This window comes from Sulfurovum sp. (assembly GCA_020525365.1).
Lineage (GTDB): Bacteria > Campylobacterota > Campylobacteria > Campylobacterales > Sulfurovaceae > Sulfurovum.
In genome coordinates this window covers 756990-777485 of sequence record JAIZOF010000001.1, presented here as the reverse complement: position 1 = coordinate 777485, position 20496 = coordinate 756990, and the positions used below count along the sequence as shown (strand labels likewise).

The following is a 20496-nucleotide window of genomic DNA, read 5'->3' as shown; positions in this document are numbered from 1 at the left end:
AAATCTCTTAATAAAAATATTGTTATAATAAAAACTGAATAATTAGCAAAATAAAGTAAAAAAGAAGTATAAGTATATCAAACTTTATTTAGTACTTTTTTAGATTGTGATAAAAACAAGGATATAAAATAAAGGTAGGGCATTGCAAAAATATCTAAAACTTCTTTTTATATGGCTGTTGTTTCCCTTTCTGCTACTAGATACCATATATGCAAATGCATGCAGTAAGGCAAAGTTCGATAAAACACAGTATGAAGTCAGCGAGGATATTTATGCCAATGGAACCACTAAAACAGTCAATATAACCATCAAACTATCTAAAGCTCTCAATCATGATGCTAGAGTACACTACTATACTGAAGATGGTACCGCAAAAGCAGAGGATGGTGACTATGTACCTATTTCTAATGGTGTAGTCACAATCGCTGCTCAAACAACAAGTGCAACAATTCCCATACAAATATGGAATGATTCTGCAATAGAATTTAATGAATATTTTTTCATACAACTAGCAGATTCTTCAGGTGGGGTATGTATTGGTGATGGTAACCGTACAAAAATCTTCATTAAAGAACAGACTGATGCATCTGTCTGTTTTGAAGATAATTTTGATAATGGACTTAACGGTAGATGGAAAGTACTTTCGCAATCAAACTTACCATCTGGGAGCCAAGAATATAGTCCAAGAGTTGTGAATGTCCATGGAGAAAACCGCTTAAGACTAACACCTGCTGACTACAAGATTGCCTCTGCTATTACCAGAAACTACAAATTTTCCACACACCAAAATTTAATTATTATTGAATTTGATTACTATGCCTATGGTGGTACTGATAGCTGGAGTAGGAATGGAGCAGATGGTATTGCTAGTATTCTGTATGATTCAAAGGTTGGTGGAGAATCTCCTGAACCAGGAGCAATGGGGGGATCGCTGGGGTATGCACAAAAAGATGCTTTCAGTGATGGTGCACATGTGGGATTTCAAGGGGGTTGGCTAGGTCTTGGATTAGATGAGTATGGAAATTACAGTAGCTCCGGTGAAGGTAGAAATGGGGGTGTAGGATTTAGACCTGGGGCAGTTGCAATTAGAGGTGACGGAAACTATAGTTATGGAACACCATCAGTATACAGAAAACAAGGTTATGAGTATTTAGATGGTGTCACATTGTCAAGAAATAATCCTTTAGCCAAGAAAAATAGTAACAATTACTACTCTGGACGCTACAAAATGACTGTAGATGCAAGAGACTCAAGTCATCTCTATATTAAACTGGAAAGAAGTTTAGATAGAGGAAATAATTGGAGTACTATTATTAATCAATTTGATGCAAAGGACTCACGATATAAACAAGGTGCTACTCCAGATTATGTTCGATATGCTATTACCGGAAGTACAGGTGGTGCAAATAATATACACGAAATAGGCTGGATAAGGCTACGTGGAAATTGTCTATCTGGTAGCGTACAAAGTTACAAAACAGGTCCCTTTGATGCTTGGGATACTAACAGAAATATTTCAGACAGAAATATCTCCACAAAGATAGTCAATACTTCATTTAGCCTTACATTAGCAAGTATAAACGCATCACAAACTGCACTGGAAACTAAAAATGGTGCAACACAAATATACTATGGATTAATAAAGCCAAAAGCAGGTAAACCAAAAGAGTATGAGTATATTGTTTCACCACTTGACAACCCTCCTATCAATTTTGAGGTACACAGTTTACGCAATAAATCTTTCAATGTGTCTTCTGCAGTAGCAAATACAAAAGTTGTCTTCCGCTTCTGCGCAGATTACAATGGGACTGCTTACACGCTTTATCCTCATACAAAATGTTCCAATATTGACCCTCGCAATGTAACGCCTGATTCAACAATTAATGCTATTGGATGGAGAGAGACATTCAGTAGTGATAGCTTTGCGGTTCGTCCAGACCACTTTACAATTGATATCAATACTAGTATCATACGTGCAGGAGAGACATTTCCTCTTATTATTCATGCTGTTGATGGTAAGGGAAATGATGTTCTAAACTACAATGAATCTATTAATATTGGAGGAGCATCTTCCCTTCCATTATCATATTTACCAAACCACCTCAATGAACCTATTAATATTGGAGGAGCATCTCCTTCACTTAATTATAGTGAAAGCAACACAAATTGTATCACTGGTACATTAAAAAAAGTTCATGGTAGTTTCGTTAATGGGAGGGCTAAAATAGACCTTACTTACAGTGAAATAGGCAACCTAAAGCTTCTATTGTCCGAACAGTCCAATACAGATTTTGCCTACGTTGACTTTGATGATACAGATTTTAATCAAACAACGCATGATAGCCAAAATTATTGGGGCACCATCTATCGTCAAATAGGAAGTGCTGTGGTAAATAGATCTTTTATTCCTCATCACTTTGAAGTAACAAATGTTAAACTACACGATCATCATGAAACAACTGATATAAATTTTACCTACCTTGCTGCCAATGAAAGCCTATATCGTATACATGATCAAATTAATACCTTTATGACTGCACTACTTGAATTAAATGTCACAGCAGCCGCTAAACAGAAAACAACAACTAAGAACTATAATGCTGGATGTTATGCAAACAATTTAACCCATTTCACAATTGGTTACCAAATTAACAACACAACACCCACAAGTATAAATCCTGGAAATCTTTCAAGCATACTGTACCGATGGTACGATGACTCATCTCTGGTCAATGGAGGAAATAGATCTGCTACTTTAGGAAGTAGTGTTGTAATTGCTTCACCCTCATCTAATATACCTAAGAGTGTTTTTAATACTGACCATAATGGATCGGCCTTACTTGGAGTACAGCTGAATTTTGATAGAGCATATAATGCGCCAGTAAATCCATTTAAGTTTCATATTACTGATCTTAATATTAGTGATGGAGATACAGAAGACAACAATAACTCTATATCACCATCCCATGATGCTACATTCTTGTATGCAAGAATAAAACCAACAAAGTACCTATATACCGATACGAAAAATAGCATCAAAACACCTATTATGATACAGGTTTATTGCAGTAAATGGATCTCCACTACCAATTGCCCAGGTATTGACTTGACAGCTGCAACAAATGACTATCGTTGGTTTATCTCTACATCGCACGATATGCAAACAAAAAATGATGGCAACATTACACTTGAACTTGGTACACCAAACCCTACCAATGGTACCATAACCATTAATGATACTACACCGCAAATCAATACTACCAGTAAAGGTATCGATAGCAACATTAACATTACTGGTGTTGCACCTGTAAGTGCTAGCATTGGCCTCAGAACCAATTTGCCCACCGATACAAACCTTTGGCTCATCTACAACAAAGATAATGATGATATTCCTACATCACTCTATCGTGTTCGCTTCCTTAAAACTGGACACTGGACAGGAGAAGGAAAGACTGGTCATGTTGTAGGTGATGATATCAACACCAAAAAAACAGAAAGGTTAGACTGGTAAATGATACATATATCCCCTTTTCGTTCTGCCATTGCCATGATAGAACTCATTTTTGCATTAGTAATTATGGGTATTGTAATGATGTCTGCTCCCATGCTTATTAGCACTGCAACACAAAGTGCTAACGTAGTGCTCCAGCAGGAAAGTATTCATGAAGCAGTCTCACGAATAAACATAGTCATGACCTATCCATGGGATGATAATGATGCCAATACATCATGTATCCCCCCTGTACTGCATGTTACCAATGGAGACAGTGAACTTAATGTGGCAACTAATCACCGACGTTTTGGTGTTCCTATTGGGAGCAACTCACGTACATTCCTTTGTGGCAATATAGAGCTAAATGCTTCTGCCATTGGTTCTGATGGAGGGGATCTTGATGATATTGATGATTTTGGTAGCACAAGTAGCCTTGTAAATCTTAGTGGCAATGGTGGACAAGATTATCTCGAAAATACAACTGTTCAAATTAACACTACTATTGCCTATATTAACGATGATGCTACCTATGGTGCTCCTTTAGTACATTATGCACCAAGCACTACCTTGTCATCTGGCTTAACTAGCAATATCAAACGTCTTACTGTTACCCTTACTAGTACTAGCGCTGCCAAGGAACTAAATGGAAAAAATATCACTCTTCAGGCTTTCAGTTGCAATATTGGTGGACGTGAATTTGAAAAAAGAGTCATGCCATGAGAGAAACACAACATATGCGCTATGCTTTTACTATGCTTGAAGTAGTGTTTGTTACTGTCATACTTGGAATTGTTGCCTCTATTGGTGCAGAAATTATTGCCAATGTTTATGAGAGCTACATTGTTCAACGTGCCCAGTACCGTGCTGCCATCAAAACTGAACTTGCTCTCAACCAAATAGCTAATCGTCTTCGCTATGCTATTCCTGGTACTGTCTATGCAAACAATGGTACAGGAACAAGTGCTACTTTGGTACCCATTAACAATATTACTAGTATAAACTCTGACCGCCTTCAGTGGGTTGCCTATGATGGAGATAGTTTTGAAGCACGTACTAATACTAATATAAAACCGGGCTGGAGTGGCTTTATTGACCTTCAAGCCTCATCTGAAAGACAACTTATAACACCAGGGTCAAACCTTAACCTAGTTACCACTGTTGTTAGTAATCTTGGTGGTGTTGTTGCCAACAATACATATATCTATTTTCCTGATGGAACATTCTATCAAATTGCAAATATCGATAATCAAACTATTCATCTAAATGGTAGTGGGATTCCTAGTGGTTCAAATATGTATGAACGCTACAAACTGGCATGGTCTTCTTATGCAATCACCATAGAAAATGGCGATCTCTTTCTCTACTATAACTTTATGCCTACTCCAATGGCTAGACTCGGAGATAATAAAAGCTTGTTGCTGAAAAATGTTACTAACTTTCGCTTTAAAGGAAATGAAGGATCTTTGCGTATAAAAATCTGTAAAGAAGAGCCTATAGGCGACAGTACTGTACATACTTGTAAAGAAAAGGTTATATTCTGATGCAATATATTCATATGAGAAATGGGTTTTCCATGATTACTGCTATCTTCGTCATTGTTATCATGGGAAGTATATCAGCATTTGTAATGGCACTTAGTGGCAAAACTGTTAAGATTACCACTGCTCAGTATCAACATGAACAAGCAGAGCTCTACGCTAAAAGTTATACTGAGTACGCAATACTGGCAGTAACAGGAAATAATCGCCATGGAGTAGGAGTAAATTGCCTTACTGACATCAATGGGACCATTGGTACTCCTGCAACAGGCAATGGATACCAAATCACTGTCAATATTAACTACATTGGTAATAGTATCAACCTAGGTTCATGCTATGGAACCCGACTCAATACAACCAAGGATGTTATTACGCAACGTACTCCACTAACCATACTCATTGATGTCTATGCACGATACAAGGATCCTGAAAACCCTTCTGGTTCATGGCTAACTGTGCACAGACGTTCTGTTCAGAAGATATAAAGGATGAAGATGCAACTATATAGACATTCTGCTTTTACTATACTTGAACTTGTTATTGTCATTGTCATACTTGGTATACTTACAAAACTTTCTATGTCAAGAATGGATCGTGATTTCAAGCAAGAAGCTGCTGATAATATTCTCTCTGCCATTCGATATACACAGCATCTTGCTCTACTTGATAATAAGCATATGTCAACTAATTCAAAATGGGAACAAAGATGGTGGAAAATCATGTTCAATACATGTAGTGATGGTACACTCTTTTACCGTATTGGTAGCGATAACAATATGAATAGTAGGGGCACTTTTGCATTGAAAGAGTCTGCCATAGACCCTGCTAATGGAAAACCAATGTATATGACAAATGGTGGAAACTGTGATGCTTCCAATATAAGTCCAAATATTTTAGTAGGAAGAAAATATGGTGTACATCTTGCTGAAAACACATGTGGTCGTGATACAACAGCACATATTGGTTTTGATCATCTAGGCAGACCACATCAGGGCTATGGTGCTAGCACTCAACCAAATCACAGGAGCTATATAGGAAATAGTTGTGGATTCACTTTTACCCTATCTGATGGAGACTCATTTACCATTCAAATACAGCCTGAAACTGGTTATGCACAAATTGTAAACCAACCTAATCAATAACCCCTCTATATTCACTCCCTATTAAGCCATATCGGCTACAATAGGGTATAAAGAATGACTTTAGATTCTTCTTTATACTTCAATACTAAGGATTTATCATGAATAAAAGTATTACTGGACGACATTTCGAACTCACAGATACTATTAAGGCATATGCATATACATTAATGGATGGATTTGGTAAGTATAACCTCAACATCATCTCCTCAAGTGTTGTTGTCTCTGCTGATGAAAAAAATGGAAAAAAGGGTTTTCGTGTTGAGTTTTTGATCAATCTTAAGGATAAAAATACCATTATTATTACTGAGTATGGAAAGGATGTTTATGCTGCACTTGATCTTGCAGCTGAACGTGTTAAAAAAGGACTCAGGCGCCATGCAGATAAAATTAAAAATCATAAAATTATGAGTTTTGCTGACCTTGGAGAGGATGCCGAAGCAGCTACCGAAATCGGCATAGAGGAGGTTGAAATTGTCCCAATGGATCTTGAACTGCACAAACCACTTGACTTTGATGAAGCTATCGAAGCACTCAGAAGTGAAAAGAAACGCCAGTTTATTGTCTTTAATGACTATGATGGCAATATGCGTGTTATGTATAAGAGGGTTGATGGAAAATTTGGACTCTATTAACAGAAAACACTCATCGTAAAACGCTGAGTGTTCAACTCCCCCCCCTCTTTATCCAATCTTCTCTTTTTCCAATTAAGTTTTCTAAAAAAATAATATAATATATTTTATCTATTTTCCTGTATGATTTCGTAACAACCAGAAGGAAAATCTATGTTTAAAAAGCTTACTCTGCTCACTGTCACATTCTGCTCATTCTCTTATGGTTTTGTTTCACTTGAGCCACCTGAAATAGGAAAAAAGAGAGGATTTGCTGGAGAGGTTAGTGTTGGAGGAACCTTCAATTCTGGTAATACCAATTCTATAGCCATGCACCTTGAACTTAAGACAGAGTACCACAAGCAGTTCTGGATGCTCTATTCGCTTGCCCTATCTGCCTATGGTGAGACTAATGATAATACAAATAAAAATAATGGGCTTTTTCATCTACGATACATTCACAATATTCAAAAAACACCTTATGACTATGAGCTCTTTGTGCAAACTGAGTCCAATAAATTTCAATCTGTCAATGTGCGTAATATTGCTGGTGCCAATATCCGCCGAAAAATTACTAACTTTTTTGACACATGCTATATTGGTCTTGGACTCTTCTACTCCTATATGGAGCCCAATACCATCACATTACTAAATCCTCTCTACAAAAGAACAAAAATAAATACCTATCTCTCGTTTACCAAGAATCTCAATGAGCATGTCTCTGTGACTTATCTAGGGTTCTATCAGCCCAATATGGAAGAATTCTTAGATTACCGTATCTTTGAAGTACTCCAACTAGATACAACACTCACCAAAAATCTCTTTCTAGGTCTAGATATTAACCACAAATATAATGCTACACCCTATCACAATATTAAAAAGACAGATATTTCATCAATAATCTCACTTAAATACAAGTTCAAGTGACTCAGGATTCTAAACTACGAAGTCGTATTTTTGCAGTCTCTATCACCACTTCGTCTTCAGCCATATCAAGCCATTTAAATTTTTGACCACTTTGAATGGTGCCATCAATAATATCGCCACTGTTTCGAAATTTAAGATCAAGCTTAGCAATATCAAAACCATTAGTAGTCTGAGAAAACTTTTTTAGTCGTTCACTTTGTGGTATGTTAGAAAAAAGGTAACACCAACTCTTTAGCCCATTTCTTCCTACCCGTCCACGTAACTGATGCAGTGTTGCTAGTCCTAATCGCTCTGCACCAACAATAACAATAAGTGTTAACCTCTCTAAGGAAATACCTACTTCTATCACTGTCGTAGCAAGTAAAATATCCCCTTTTTTTCTAAAATCAAGTAGCACCTCTTCTTTCTCCTTGTCTCTACCATGGGTAACATAAACATTTTCGAAGCGCTCCTCCCAGAACCCCCTGCTCTCCTCTAATGACTGATAAGGTATTTCTCTACTCTCCTCTACTAATGGATAGACAATAAGAACCTGATGCTTTTGTGAAATCTCCTTCTTTATGTGCTCAAGTAATTTTGGAAACCCTGATCTCCCCACAATATGAGTACTTACCTTACGCTCAAAAGGTGTGGTAGCAATGAGACTGACATTAATCAGTTCACTCTCCATCATTGCTTGTGTACGAGGGATAGGTGTAGCAGAAAACTGGATATAGTGAGGTTTTTGTTCTAAATATTGAGAAGATAAATCATCAGCTTCTAGGCCTAAAACCTTTTCCTCTAACATCTGTCGTTGCTTTGCACCAAAACGATGCTGCTCATCCACCATTACCAGTGCAACTTGTGGTAGATCTTTCTTATAAAGCAGTGCATGGGTACCAATAATAAAGTCTGCCGTCATACAGTCTCCCTCCATATTTCCTTGTACCACAAGTGCAATATTAATATAACTGGGTAGATATTTTTGTGCCTCCCCATAGAGTTGAATTGCTAACAGTGATGTGGGTGCCATCAAGATACTCTTATATGGCAATGCTATCATTGCTGCAGCAAGAATAATGATGGTTTTTCCTGAACCTACATCTCCAACCACCATACGTTTAGTAGCCTTATCTTTTCTGGCAAGATCGGTTCTAATATCAGCAATGACTTCTTGCTGCTCATGGGTCAATACAAAAGGTAGCTTCTTGACAAAATTCTCTATTTTTCCTTTCAATGGAACAATGGCAGGAAAATCTATCCGCTTGCCTCTAAGTTTTTTTAGATGATTGTATGCCTCAACAAACTTCAACACAGAGATAATCTCAGGCTTGAATTTTCCCTTATAATGGACCTCTTCAATGGTATTAGGAAAGTGTATATGCATCAGTATAGCCACTTCTCTGGAGTCAAGCCCCTCATTAAAAAGGTTCTTTTCTGTTATATAAAGTTTAATCAAAGAGCATATTTCACTCTCTTTGAGTACAGTTTTATATTTTGGAGTAAGTTTCCCAATCTTCTTGATAGAGCGTGGTTGAGACATCTGAAAATACCCTCTATACTTCTCTAGTCTTCCCTGAATATAATGATGAGAACCTAGCTCAAAAAGCTTGTGGTGATAAGGGGTAGTACGAAAAAAAAGTGATGAAAGATAACAATTTTCAAATGCAGGTAATTCAAATGTCACATGCAACTTACCATTTCTAATATTGCTTCGAATCACCTTGGCTTCAAGTGTAGTATTTTTACCAATATTAAGTGAACAGCTTAGTGTTGTATCATTATAGGAGACAGGAATGATGAGTGCTAAATCAAGCAGCGAATAGATCTTAAGTTTTCTAAACAGATCTTTTGCCTCTTGCATATCTCACCCCATTCGAAGTTAATGATGTTAGTGTTAGATTATAACAAAGGTTTAACAGAAACAAAAGAAAGATGTCATATTATCATATTTTTAGATTAGATAAAAACTATCTCAACAAGCCAATACATCAATCATTTTAAAAATCAAATACCTATTTCTTTGTTACAACAACAAACGAAAGATCAGTTAGCTCAGAATGGACTTTAATAAAGCTATTTATCTTTTTAAGTGTTACTTTCTCTATCTTTTTAAGTTGCTCTTGACTGAAACCCAAAGGTCTACCATAATAGTATTCACTATAGGCACGATTAAGTCTCTGAGAAAGAGTTTCAGTACGTAGTGGTTCACTGCCTACAAGAAACTCTTTGGCAGCCTTAAGCTCCTCTGCACTAATTCCCTTAGCAACAAAATCTTTAATTACTTTTTGTACCAGTTTGACTGCCTCATCTTGTGTCGAAAGCTTGGTCTGAAGGTAACCACTAAGATAAGAACTATACTTGGTACGTCGAAGTACACAATATGCACCATAAGTTAGACCACGTTTAACGCGTAACTCCTCCATAAGACGGCTCCCAAACCCTGCTCCACCAAGAAGATACTCTGTAATCTTAGCCTTATACTGATCTTTCTCTTTATAGGAGTAATCAAATGGTGCACCAAAGTAAATATATGCTTGCTGTGTATCTTTCTTAATCAATCTAGTTCTATTGTTATCCGAAGCTCTAACGAATTTAGTAGGTGTGGTCTTGCTTTTATGAAGTAATGGCAAAACTTGTAATAAATAATGTTGTATCTTATCAAAATCAATATCACCACCTGCCACTACTACAAGATTGTTATAGCCCAGATGGGTTTTAAGAAAATGTTCAATATCTACAATCTTCATTGCTTTAACACTATCCATTGTCCCATTATAAGAACGTGCCAAAGGAGTACCTTTAAAAAGTTCCTGACGCAAACCAGTTGAGGCGATGTAATCAAAATCACTCTTTTTTTGTGTTAGTTGACCAATCTTCTGTTGCTTAACCTGCGCAAGTGCCTCTTGGGTAAAATTAGGATTCTCAAGTAGCTCTTTAAGGCGATCTACACCATATTCAAACTCACCCTTAAGTGCAGAGAGCTCAATAACAAAACTTTCACGCCCTACATGTGCGGAAAGCTCAATTGCATGTGCATCAAGCTTCTTAGCAAAGCCAACTGCCCCTTCTTTTTTGGTACCTTCGTTAAGTATTCTTGCACTCATATCTGCTTGCCCATCTTTCTCATTGGAAAGGTGTCCAGCATTGGTAAAAACCAATTGCATAGAAATAATGGGTACAAAATTTCCTGTCTCAAATACAATAGGAATTTTAGTATCTTTATAAGTGATTTTTTGTACAGTTTCTGCCATCAGAATTCCTTGCGATAAAAAGATTATCAGTATAATATTTTTTAGTAAATAGTTTTGATCTACACTACGTTGTAATAATACTTTCATTGAAAAAAACATATACACTTCCTTATACCTATCAATAAAGAGAGGAGGTTACTATACCGTATAATCTAAATTATTTTAGATTAAGAACTTTAATAGTAGCGCTCCAATATCTCATACGCCGTATTACGCTTGGCGGGATTCTCACCAATATCTTTAATAAGTCGTATCATCTCCTCTTGGTTCATCTCATTCTTTGCACCAGCAGCAGAAACAACATTTTCTTCCATCATTGTTGATCCAAGGTCATTTGCCCCAAAAAGTAGTGCCATCTGCCCAATATAACTTCCCTGTGTTACCCATGAACTTTGAATATTAGGTACATTATCCAAAAAGAGTCTTGCAACAGCAAGGTAACGCAAATACTGATTGGGAGTAGTTTTAACAATAGTAGGCAGCTCACGCTTGAGCTGTGTATTGTCACTTTGATAACTCCACATAATAAATGCCCTAAAACCACCTGTTTCATCTTGAAGCTGGCGTACATAGTCCCAATGTTCAACAATCTCTTGTGTCGTCTCTACTGTTCCATACATCATTGTTGCAGTGGACTTTATCCCCAATTTATGTGCCTCTTTGTGAACTTCTAGCCATGTATCTTTATCCAATTTTTTTGGTGCAATAATATCACGTACACGATCAGATAATATCTCTGCTCCTGCACCAGGAATAGAACTAAGTCCCTTAGCTTTAAGTCGTGCCAATACTTCAGAGATAGAGAGATGGGAACGGCGCGCAATATAGTCAATCTCAATTGCAGAAAACCCATGAATGGTTACCTGTGGATACTTTTGGTGGATATGCTCGATAAGGTCTTCATACCACTCGATTTCTAGTTTGGGATGCACTCCACCTTGAAAGAGTATCTGCGTACCACCAATAGAAAGCAATTCTTCAATCTTCTGATCAATTTCATCAAAACTAAGAATATAAGCATCTTCTCTCTTCTCGTATGTATAAAAAGCACAAAATTTACAATCAACCCAGCAAATATTGGTGTAGTTAATATTGCGATCTACCACAAAGGTTGTTACCTTCTTAGGATGCAACTCATACTTTCGCTCTAATGCCATCTTCCCCAATGTTTTAAGGTCAGTATTTTCGATAAGATCGACTGCTTCATCGATAGTCATACGTTTTTTTATCATATTTGTTGTCATTTTCCAATTGCATCCAATACACCATTAATAAACTTTGGAGCCTTGTCGTCCGCCAAAGCCTTTGCAAGCTCTACTGCCTCATTAATGATAATAGCACGGTCTGTCTTGGCTACAAGAATCTCATATGCCCCTAGACGTAAGATTGCTTTCTCAACTTTTCCAATACTATCATAATCCCAGTCTGTTAGATATTTTTGTATCTCAGCATCAAGTATTTTGAGGTTTTCAATAGTACCATCAAACAGTTGATAGGAAAACACTTTCTGTTTGTTGCGTATCTTATCTTCTTCAAGAATTTCATCAGAGAACTTTGCAATGTTTTCATTACCAAGGTCATAAGCATAGAGCAATCCCACTACTACTGTTCTAGCCTGATGTCGTGTTGCCATTAGTTTTCCATCTCACCATAAAGGTTCATTAACTCTATCAATCCTACCATTGCCTCAGTACCCTTGTTCCCTGCTTTTGTACCTGCTCTCTCTATTGCTTGCTCTATATTATCAACCGTTAATACACCAAAAGTTACTGGTTTACCATGCCTAAGTGTAATATTTGCTACACCTTTAGTTGCCTCTGCTGAGACATAGTCAAAATGAGGTGTTGCGCCTCGAATAACCGCACCAAGACAACAGACAGCATCATATTTTCCTGAAGTCAATGCTTTATCAAGTGCAAATGGGATTTCAAATGCCCCAGGTACCAAAATGAGATCAAGTGTTTTTGGATCTCCACCATGTCTTGCATATGCATCTTTGGCTCCATCTACCAGTCTATCAGTAATGAAATGATTAAAACGTGCATTAATAATTGCCACTTTTTTACTCTTATCTACAGAGAGATTTCCTTCTACAATTTTCATTCTATTCCTTTGTAATGGTATATTTATAAATTTATATGCTCGTGCCACATAACACAAAAAAATCTATTTTGATCATTATTCTACAATTAATCTAATTGTATCAATCTGTTCAATGAGTGTGTCTAGTTTTTGTAATTGTATCATATTGGGACCATCACTGAGCGCAATACTTGGGTCAAAGTGAGTCTCAAAGAAGAAGCCATCCACACCTACAGAAGCTGCCGCTCTCGAGAGATATGGGACAAACAAGCTATCTCCACCACTACTTGTTCCTCCAGATGCTGGCATCTGTACCGAGTGGGTTGCATCAAAGATAACTGGAGCAAACTCTCGCATAGTTACCAAGCCTCGCATATCAACAATAAGATTACCGTAACCAAATGTTGTACCCCGCTCAGTTAGCCATACCTTATACTTCTGTGCATTTTTATAACTTACCTTTCCTTCAAAACCACGGGTTTTAAGTATCTTCTTGACCGAATGCTCCATTGCTGCAGGAGCAAGAAACTGCCCTTTCTTGATATTCACCACCGCATCAGTCTTTGCTACTGCAATCAATAGGTCAGTCTGACGACACAAAAATGCTGGTATTTGAAGTACATCGGCTACTTCTGCCACTGCTTGAGGTTGTGTATAATCATGTACATCGGTGAGTATTTTATACCCAAACTGCTCTTTAATCTCGGCAAGCATTTTTAGACCCTCTTCAAGTCCTGGTCCACGAAATGAGTCAAGCGAGGTACGATTAGCTTTATCAAAGCTTGCTTTAAAATAAAAATTTTTAGTACAGTCTTCATGATATTTATTAAGTGACTCAGCAATACGCATTACATTATCACGGCTCTCAAGAACACAAGGTCCAGCAATTAAAATCATCAGTATCCTTTTATGGCTTCTCTTTGACCAATGCCACAATTAGCCCAGACATAATAACTAATATTATACCCAAAACGGTTAAAAAAGAGGGAATGGGATCACCCAAGACAATCCCGATAAACATTCCAAAAATAATATTAGTATAGCTAATGGTTCCGACAACCCCTGCCTTGGTCAGTTCATATGCTTTAGTCATTAGTAATTGAGAGATGGTTGCACTGGTACCCACTGCTACAATATAGAGCCACTGTACCTTTTGTGGCATTATAAAAGGTGCAATAATCCAATCCCACTCCTGTGGCACCTCATACATGCTACCTATTGCCATAAAAAGTAACGGTCCGAGTGTACCAAGTAGCATAAAGCTCATTACAATAGCACGGGTATCATAATATTGACGTAATTCTCGTATGGAAGTATAGGCAAGTGCCGCACCAATACCAGAGAAAATACCGAGTATGTCATACTTATCAAACACACCACCTTGAGGCTGAGCAATGAGAACAATGCCTGAAAATCCAAGAATTAATGCAATAATTGCACTCCAATGTAGTTTTTCTTTAAGAAAAATCCATGCAAAAAAAGCAACAAAGAGTGGAGAGGTCTTATTGTAGGTGATTGCTTCGCCCAAGGGAATATGACCCATAATATAAAAATAGGCAAGCAGTGCCAAGAATCCCATAACTCCACGGAAAAAAAGTAAAACTGGTTTACCTCCTTGCTGCTTAAGTGGGGTTTTCCAAATAGCAACAGCAATAATGACCACACCAAAAATATTTCGAAAAAAGGTTACTTCAAGTGCAGGCATCTGCTGTGTAAGTAGCTTGGCAAATCCACCCATTATAGCAAAGGTTAGAGAGGCAAGAAGCATTAATAAAATACCTCTATCCATATTTTTAATCTTTTCTTTCATGTAATTATCTCATGTTTAAATATGTAGAAATGTATACACATCCTTCATTTTTTGTAGAAGTGTATCATAAGGGGTAGTGTTCGATGCTGAGAAAAATTGAATAAGCTCTTATAATGATAAGCTATAGAATACTAAGTTATTTAAACCTCTTTGCACGAATATCTCCAAATAGAATGAGATCCTTAAGAAGGGCAATTTGCGTAACTCCATCTTTGCCTACAGCAATCTGAAGCCTTCCCTCTTTGCTCATAAATATTCTTTGGTGAATAATAACCGTAGCGTACCATGCCGCTCCCTTACCTAGATCATCTTTGTATGATGAAATCTCCCGATGAGATGGTATAAGAACTGATATTCTTCCGTGTTGCTTCTCTGCACCAACTGCCATAAATTCATATTGCCCTGGTTTTTGTTTATTGGGCAGAAGATAATTTAAATTAAAATAGAGTGTTAGCAGGTCATTAGAGGCATAAAAGTCAAGTATTTGATTCTCCTCTTTGACCAATTTCCCTTCTTTATACTCTTTATACACTTTATGCACACGTTTGTGACGATGATCGATTTCATAATATTTAACTACTTTGGTGTCTCGATATTCCCTTGTAACCTCATAGCGGTCACTTATCATAATACCTTTCCTAATATGTCCTATAGAGATATGTTTCTCTTTTCGATTACCACTGAGAAATTTTGCCAAACCAGTTGCTGCCATATCAATATGTATGCGGTAGCGAGAACCACTCTTTTTTAGAGTTGCTTGAGCAGTCCCTACTTTACCTATAATTCCATAGGTAACTTTATACTTTGCATGTAGTATTTGTGCCAATAATGTATTGTTCATCAATACCATTAAGCCTAAAACCGTTATAATCTTTCTTAGCACAATGCAACCCTTTTTCAAATCTATTTCAATGATTATAGTAAAATTGTGTAAAAAAGGAATAGTGTATGCCTTTAGATGTGAACACATCAACACAACAAATTGTAGAAAAAATTCCTCAAGAAGTTAATACAATCGATCATTCGATTCTATGGCAGATCCAAGGATCCTTGGATCCCCTATATACAAAATACCCATTTTTGACCAAGATGATACTAGGTATCCCATTAGCAAATCTCATCGCTGCTACTATTGTATTTATTCTTGTGCTATTGCTAAGAGAATTTTTTACATATATTATTTTAACTCTCTTATATAAAATTGCAGCGTACACCAAAACTATTTACGACGATCGTATTATTGCAGCCCTTAAGCAGCCATTGCGCTTTCTTTTTATTATCATTGCGGTACATCTTTTTTTACTTCTATCCTACAAAGAGACATTTTTTATTAAAAACCTTCTCAATTCCATGCTAGTCTATACGCTCTTTTGGGCTATACTAAACATGATTGAAGTACTCCGTGGGCTTTTGTACCGTGCAACATCTTTCTTAAACCCTGATCTCTCTATAGAAATGGGGAATTTTTTACTGACTTTGTTAAAGATTCTTATTGGGGGTATTGGACTTGCTACTATACTTACTGTCTGGAACATCAATGTCACTGCTCTTATTGCATCACTTGGCTTAGGTGGTCTTGCCTTTGCTCTAGCTGCCAAAGATACTGCCTCTAACCTCTTTGGTTCTTTTGCACTGCTTGCAGATAAATCTATTCGTATTGGTGAGTGGATTAAGGTTAGCAATGTTGAGGGGGTAGTTGAAGATATTGGTATGCGAACTACAAAAATACGTTCATTTCAAAAAACTCTCATTACTGTACCCAATCAATTGATTGCCAACCAACCCATAGAAAACTTCTCTCGCAGAGGTATTCGCCGTATTAAGATGTATGTAGGATTGACCTATAGTACAACCTCGAAACAGATCATTAAGATTAAAGAAGAGATTGAGACAATGCTCAAAAACCATAAAGGTATCAGCCAAGAAGATATGCCAATGATCTATTTTGACTCTTTCGGGGGTTCATCATTGAATATTTTCATTTATGCCTTTACTGTGACAACAAACTGGGGAAGATACCTTGAAATACGAGAGGATATTCATCTTAAGATTATGCAGATTGTTGAAAGTAATGACAGTAGTTTTGCCTTTCCTTCACAAAGTATTTATGTGGAGTCACTACCTGCACCAATACAAAGACCAGTTAAAGATTAATCTTTGGCTATAAAATGCACTTCAAAAAGATAGGCTCGACTTCCTTTATGTGGACCAAAACCAAGCTTTTGAAGTTGCTTTAAATACTCTTCTAATGCTATATTAAAATTTGAATCGGCTGACTTACGTTTAATCATAAACTCAAAGTGTCCATCTGGGTCTATCATAAGATGCACCTTCACCTTCTCTCCAGCAAAATTACTTTGTGTAGGCCACCCTTCAAGCATCTCCTGTACATGTGCGCGATAAGCATCTTCCACACCACTATCCATCTCTTTCTGCTTTTTTAATGAATTTCTAATATGCTCAATTGCACTTAGTGATTTCTCTTTTTTCTCAAAAAGTTGTTTGGACTCGGAGAGGGCTCACGTTAATCTTTAGTTTGGTGGTTTTGAATCTGTTTTGCCACGGAAGAGATCTTTAAAATCTTTTTACTTTTTAACTTTTTAACTTTTTAACTTTTTAGGTTTTTAACTTTTTTTAACTTTTTTAACTTTTTTAGGTTTTTTAGGTTTTACTTATGTTCTTCTTATTGAGGATAGTGTTCTCTTGGCGAAGAAAGTGTTATTTGATACGATGTTCATCTTTTTACATAATGTTTTTTTTTCCTTCTATATGCCTATAGTTTAAAGTAAAATAAAAATACTCCAACAACAACAAAATAGATACTCTATCGAAACAATAATTCCCAAACATATTTTAATGATTTTTGAATCATAATGTTATAAGTGATACCTTTCAAACCCTGCCTTTTAATACTTTTTGAGTAAATACATGATATCCCTATAGCGCAAATGTTCATCAGCACGGATATAAACCTCAGAACTTTTATCCATGGAGATAGATTTGTTAATAAAATCATCCGCAAAAGTTGCTAATGTAAATGTATCTCTATTTAGATAAATTTTTTGATTCTTATCCATTCGGATAGTAAGTGTTTTGGGCTTAACTACCTTAACTGTTTTAGAACCTTGGGGTAAATCAATTTGCTCTTGAAAATTGATTGTAGGTGCAGTAATCATCAAAATTGCCATTAGTACTAGCATGACATCAACTAAAGGTGTAATGTTTAGATCTGGACTATCATCCCAAGAAAACATTATTTCAATCCTTTAAGCCTGCGATAAAATCACTTCTGATTGTGAAGTCAACAAAGAGGAGAGCTCATAGGCTTTACGCTTAAGAATAAGGTGAAAGCTATAGGCAAAAATTGCCACAGCAATACCTGCCGCTGTGGCAATCAGTGCCTCAGAAATTGCTGGTGCCACCACACTAAGAGAGGCAGAAGACTGCGAACCAAGCTTTGAAAAAGTCTCCAGTATCCCAATAACTGTTCCAAAGAGTCCAATAAAAGGAGAGGTTGAAGCAATAATGGAGAGCCACGTCAATCCTTTTGTCGAAACACGTAAAGCATCAGAGATTGCTGCTTCAAGTATAGCCTTATTGGGCTTACTAACCCTTGTTAGATAAGTAAAAATAAGTGAATTTCTTGCCGCTGATCTTGACTGATTCGTATAAAGTGCTTTGAGTGAATGTGCTTCAGATAAAATTCGGGAATTTAGTATGTAGTAACGGTCTAGAAAGATCCAAAATGTTACAATGAAGTAAATAGACAATAACAGTAGTACAAATATAGTGATTGCGCTACTGCTAGCAAAATAATTAAAGAATGAATTCAACTTAGAAAGACTTTCCAATTTGTTCTACTTTACTTACTGCTGCTGCAATAACGGTGTTAGAAGACTCTGCTTTTTTCAGAAGCTCTTTTGCCTCGTTAAGCGCTTTAGCAAGATCATTATCTTCTCCACTAAAAGCTACAGCACCATCAACAATACAGGTAGTCTTCTCTTCATCAACCTTGACATATCCAGAGTTAATAGCGACTGCTAATTCAACTCCATTGGCCCTAACAATCTCAATCACTCCAGTATCAAGTAGAGAAACAAGTGTAGCATGAGCAGGAAGTACTCCAAATTCTCCTTCAGATCCCGGTAACGTTACTTGTCGAATTTTATCATTAAAAATTACACCATTAGGTGTGACAACTTCAAGCTTCATTAGTTCCATAAGTATCCTTTGTTAGATAAGAACTAAGCTTATTTAGCATTAATCTTATCATTTTTTGCAATAGCTTCTGCCATATTTCCTACCATATAGAATGCTGCTTCATTCATGTGGTCATATTTGCCATCAAGTAGTCCCTTGAAACCTTCAACTGTATCTTCAAGTGTCACATAGACACCTGGAGATCCTGTAAATACTTCAGCAACATGGAATGGCTGAGAAAGGAATTTTTCAATCTTTCTTGCTCTTTCTACTACAAGCTTATCATCTTCTGAAAGTTCATCCATACCAAGAATTGCAATAATATCCTGAAGATCTTTATACTTCTGTAGGGTCTGCTGTACACCACGTGCTATATTATAGTGATCTTCCCCAATAATCTGCGGATCAAGCATTCTTGATGTAGAATCAAGTGGATCAACTGCAGGATAGATACCTTTTTCGGCAATCGATCTATTCAAAACTGTTGTCGCGTCAAGGTGTGCAAACACAGAAGCAGGTGCTGGGTCTGTCAAGTCATCTGCTGGCACATAGACTGCCTGCACAGAAGTAATAGAACCTTTTGTTGTTGATGTAATACGCTCTTGAAGTGCACCCATCTCTCTTGAAAGTGTTGGCTGATAGCCCACTGCTGAGGGAATACGACCAAGAAGTGCAGACATCTCTGAACCAGACTGTGCAAAACGGAAGATATTATCAATAAACATCAGAACATCAAGTCCCATTTCATCACGGAAATACTCAGCCATTGTTAGACCCGTTAATGCAATACGATTACGTGCTCCTGGAGGTTCATTCATTTGCCCATAGCAAAGTGCAACCTTATCAAGGACATTAGACTCTTTCATCTCAAAATAGAGATCATTACCTTCACGTGTTCTTTCGCCAACACCAGCAAATACAGAGTAGCCACTGTGCTTCATTGCAACATTGTTAATCAATTCCATAATAATAACAGTCTTACCAACACCAGCACCACCAAAAAGTCCAACTTTACCACCTTTTGCATACGGTGCAAGTAAATCTACAACCTTAATACCTGTCTCAAAGATTTCAGTTTTGGTACTTTGCTCTTCGAATGGTGGTGGATCTCTATGGATAGACCAATACTCTTTGGTATCACATGAACCATTGTCATCAATCGTTTCACCAATAACATTAAAAATACGTCCAAGAACCTCTTCTCCTACAGGAACTTTGATTGGTGCACCAGTTGCTTTGACCTCCTGCCCCCTTACAAGTCCTTCACTCATATCCATTGCAATGGTCCTAACCCTGTTATCACCAAGCTGTGCAGCAACTTCTAAAACCAATCTGCCCTCTTTTCCATCTACAACAAGTGTAGTCTCTAGTGCTTCATTAATTTCAGGAAGGTAGTCATTAAAATCAACATCTACTACTGGTCCCAAAACCTGTACAATTTTACCCGTCATTACTTCTCCTCT

General features: G+C 37.0%; 21 protein-coding genes. 8 read left to right on the top strand and 13 right to left on the bottom strand.

What is annotated here, in order from left to right:
- The first annotated feature begins 142 nt into the window (after positions 1–142).
- From LGB01_03875 to LGB01_03845, 7 genes are all read left to right on the top strand, one after another.
- Positions 143–3511 (top strand): hypothetical protein, encoded by a 3369-nt coding sequence (locus LGB01_03875; protein MCB4753341.1) that lies wholly within the window; start codon positions 143–145, stop codon positions 3509–3511.
- Positions 3512–4213, top strand: coding sequence for a type II secretion system protein (locus LGB01_03870; protein MCB4753340.1), 702 nt, complete (start codon positions 3512–3514; stop codon positions 4211–4213). It abuts the gene before it with no gap.
- Positions 4210–5034, top strand: coding sequence for a prepilin-type N-terminal cleavage/methylation domain-containing protein (locus LGB01_03865; protein ID MCB4753339.1), 825 nt, complete (start codon positions 4210–4212; stop codon positions 5032–5034). Before LGB01_03870 ends, LGB01_03865 begins: the two co-directional genes overlap by 4 nt.
- Positions 5034–5516, top strand: coding sequence for a type II secretion system protein (locus LGB01_03860; protein MCB4753338.1), 483 nt, complete (start codon positions 5034–5036; stop codon positions 5514–5516). The genes LGB01_03865 and LGB01_03860 overlap by 1 nt, the downstream gene beginning before the upstream one ends.
- Before the next feature lie 9 nt (positions 5517–5525).
- On the top strand, positions 5526–6173 hold the full coding sequence (locus tag LGB01_03855) for a type II secretion system GspH family protein (protein MCB4753337.1): 648 nt from the start codon (positions 5526–5528) through the stop codon (positions 6171–6173).
- Between the two features lie 98 nt (positions 6174–6271).
- The gene (gene raiA / locus LGB01_03850) at positions 6272–6805 is read left to right on the top strand and encodes a ribosome-associated translation inhibitor RaiA (protein MCB4753336.1); all 534 of its coding nucleotides are present in this window, start codon (positions 6272–6274) and stop codon (positions 6803–6805) included.
- Between the two features lie 150 nt (positions 6806–6955).
- Positions 6956–7708 (top strand): DUF481 domain-containing protein, encoded by a 753-nt coding sequence (locus tag LGB01_03845; protein MCB4753335.1) that lies wholly within the window; start codon positions 6956–6958, stop codon positions 7706–7708.
- A gap of 1 nt (position 7709) precedes the next feature.
- On the opposite strand, the gene recG is transcribed toward LGB01_03845, so the two are convergent.
- From recG to LGB01_03805, 8 genes are all read right to left on the bottom strand, one after another.
- Positions 7710–9551 carry an ATP-dependent DNA helicase RecG gene (gene recG, locus LGB01_03840; GenBank protein ID MCB4753334.1) on the bottom strand — a complete coding sequence of 614 codons (1842 nt, stop codon included), beginning with the start codon at positions 9549–9551 and terminating at the stop codon, positions 7710–7712.
- Positions 9552–9702: 151 nt separating this feature from the next.
- Positions 9703–10941, bottom strand: a complete 1239-nt coding sequence (locus LGB01_03835) for an insulinase family protein (protein ID MCB4753333.1) — start codon at positions 10939–10941, stop codon at positions 9703–9705.
- Positions 10942–11117: 176 nt separating this feature from the next.
- The gene (locus tag LGB01_03830) at positions 11118–12173 is read right to left on the bottom strand and encodes a dehypoxanthine futalosine cyclase (GenBank protein ID MCB4753332.1); all 1056 of its coding nucleotides are present in this window, start codon (positions 12171–12173) and stop codon (positions 11118–11120) included.
- A gap of 8 nt (positions 12174–12181) precedes the next feature.
- Positions 12182–12574 (bottom strand): transcription antitermination factor NusB, encoded by a 393-nt coding sequence (gene nusB, locus LGB01_03825; protein MCB4753331.1) that lies wholly within the window; start codon positions 12572–12574, stop codon positions 12182–12184.
- Positions 12574–13044 (bottom strand): 6,7-dimethyl-8-ribityllumazine synthase, encoded by a 471-nt coding sequence (gene ribH, locus LGB01_03820; GenBank protein MCB4753330.1) that lies wholly within the window; start codon positions 13042–13044, stop codon positions 12574–12576. The genes nusB and ribH overlap by 1 nt, the downstream gene beginning before the upstream one ends.
- Before the next feature lie 75 nt (positions 13045–13119).
- Positions 13120–13920, bottom strand: coding sequence for a 3-deoxy-8-phosphooctulonate synthase (gene kdsA, locus LGB01_03815; protein ID MCB4753329.1), 801 nt, complete (start codon positions 13918–13920; stop codon positions 13120–13122).
- Between the two features lie 10 nt (positions 13921–13930).
- The gene (locus tag LGB01_03810) at positions 13931–14833 is read right to left on the bottom strand and encodes a DMT family transporter (GenBank protein MCB4753328.1); all 903 of its coding nucleotides are present in this window, start codon (positions 14831–14833) and stop codon (positions 13931–13933) included.
- Positions 14834–14969: 136 nt separating this feature from the next.
- On the bottom strand, positions 14970–15716 hold the full coding sequence (locus LGB01_03805; protein ID MCB4753327.1) for a DUF3108 domain-containing protein: 747 nt from the start codon (positions 15714–15716) through the stop codon (positions 14970–14972).
- 65 nt (positions 15717–15781) lie between these two features.
- Here LGB01_03805 and LGB01_03800 point away from each other — a divergent pair, with 65 nt between their 5' ends.
- On the top strand, positions 15782–16987 hold the full coding sequence (locus tag LGB01_03800) for a mechanosensitive ion channel family protein (GenBank protein ID MCB4753326.1): 1206 nt from the start codon (positions 15782–15784) through the stop codon (positions 16985–16987).
- Here LGB01_03800 and LGB01_03795 read toward each other — a convergent pair.
- From LGB01_03795 to atpD, 5 genes are all read right to left on the bottom strand, one after another.
- Entirely contained in the window at positions 16984–17259 is a 276-nt protein-coding gene (locus LGB01_03795; GenBank protein ID MCB4753325.1) for a TonB C-terminal domain-containing protein, read from the bottom strand. The two genes, LGB01_03800 and LGB01_03795, sit on opposite strands and share 4 nt — an antisense overlap.
- Positions 17260–17739: 480 nt before the next feature.
- Complete coding sequence (locus tag LGB01_03790; protein MCB4753324.1) at positions 17740–18087, bottom strand: biopolymer transporter ExbD; 348 nt, start codon at positions 18085–18087, stop codon at positions 17740–17742.
- A gap of 12 nt (positions 18088–18099) precedes the next feature.
- Positions 18100–18666, bottom strand: coding sequence for a MotA/TolQ/ExbB proton channel family protein (locus LGB01_03785; protein MCB4753323.1), 567 nt, complete (start codon positions 18664–18666; stop codon positions 18100–18102).
- A 1-nt stretch (position 18667) separates the two neighbouring features.
- Positions 18668–19054 carry a F0F1 ATP synthase subunit epsilon gene (locus LGB01_03780; GenBank protein MCB4753322.1) on the bottom strand — a complete coding sequence of 129 codons (387 nt, stop codon included), beginning with the start codon at positions 19052–19054 and terminating at the stop codon, positions 18668–18670.
- A gap of 29 nt (positions 19055–19083) precedes the next feature.
- Positions 19084–20484 (bottom strand): F0F1 ATP synthase subunit beta, encoded by a 1401-nt coding sequence (atpD, locus tag LGB01_03775; protein MCB4753321.1) that lies wholly within the window; start codon positions 20482–20484, stop codon positions 19084–19086.
- Positions 20485–20496: the final 12 nt, after the last annotated feature.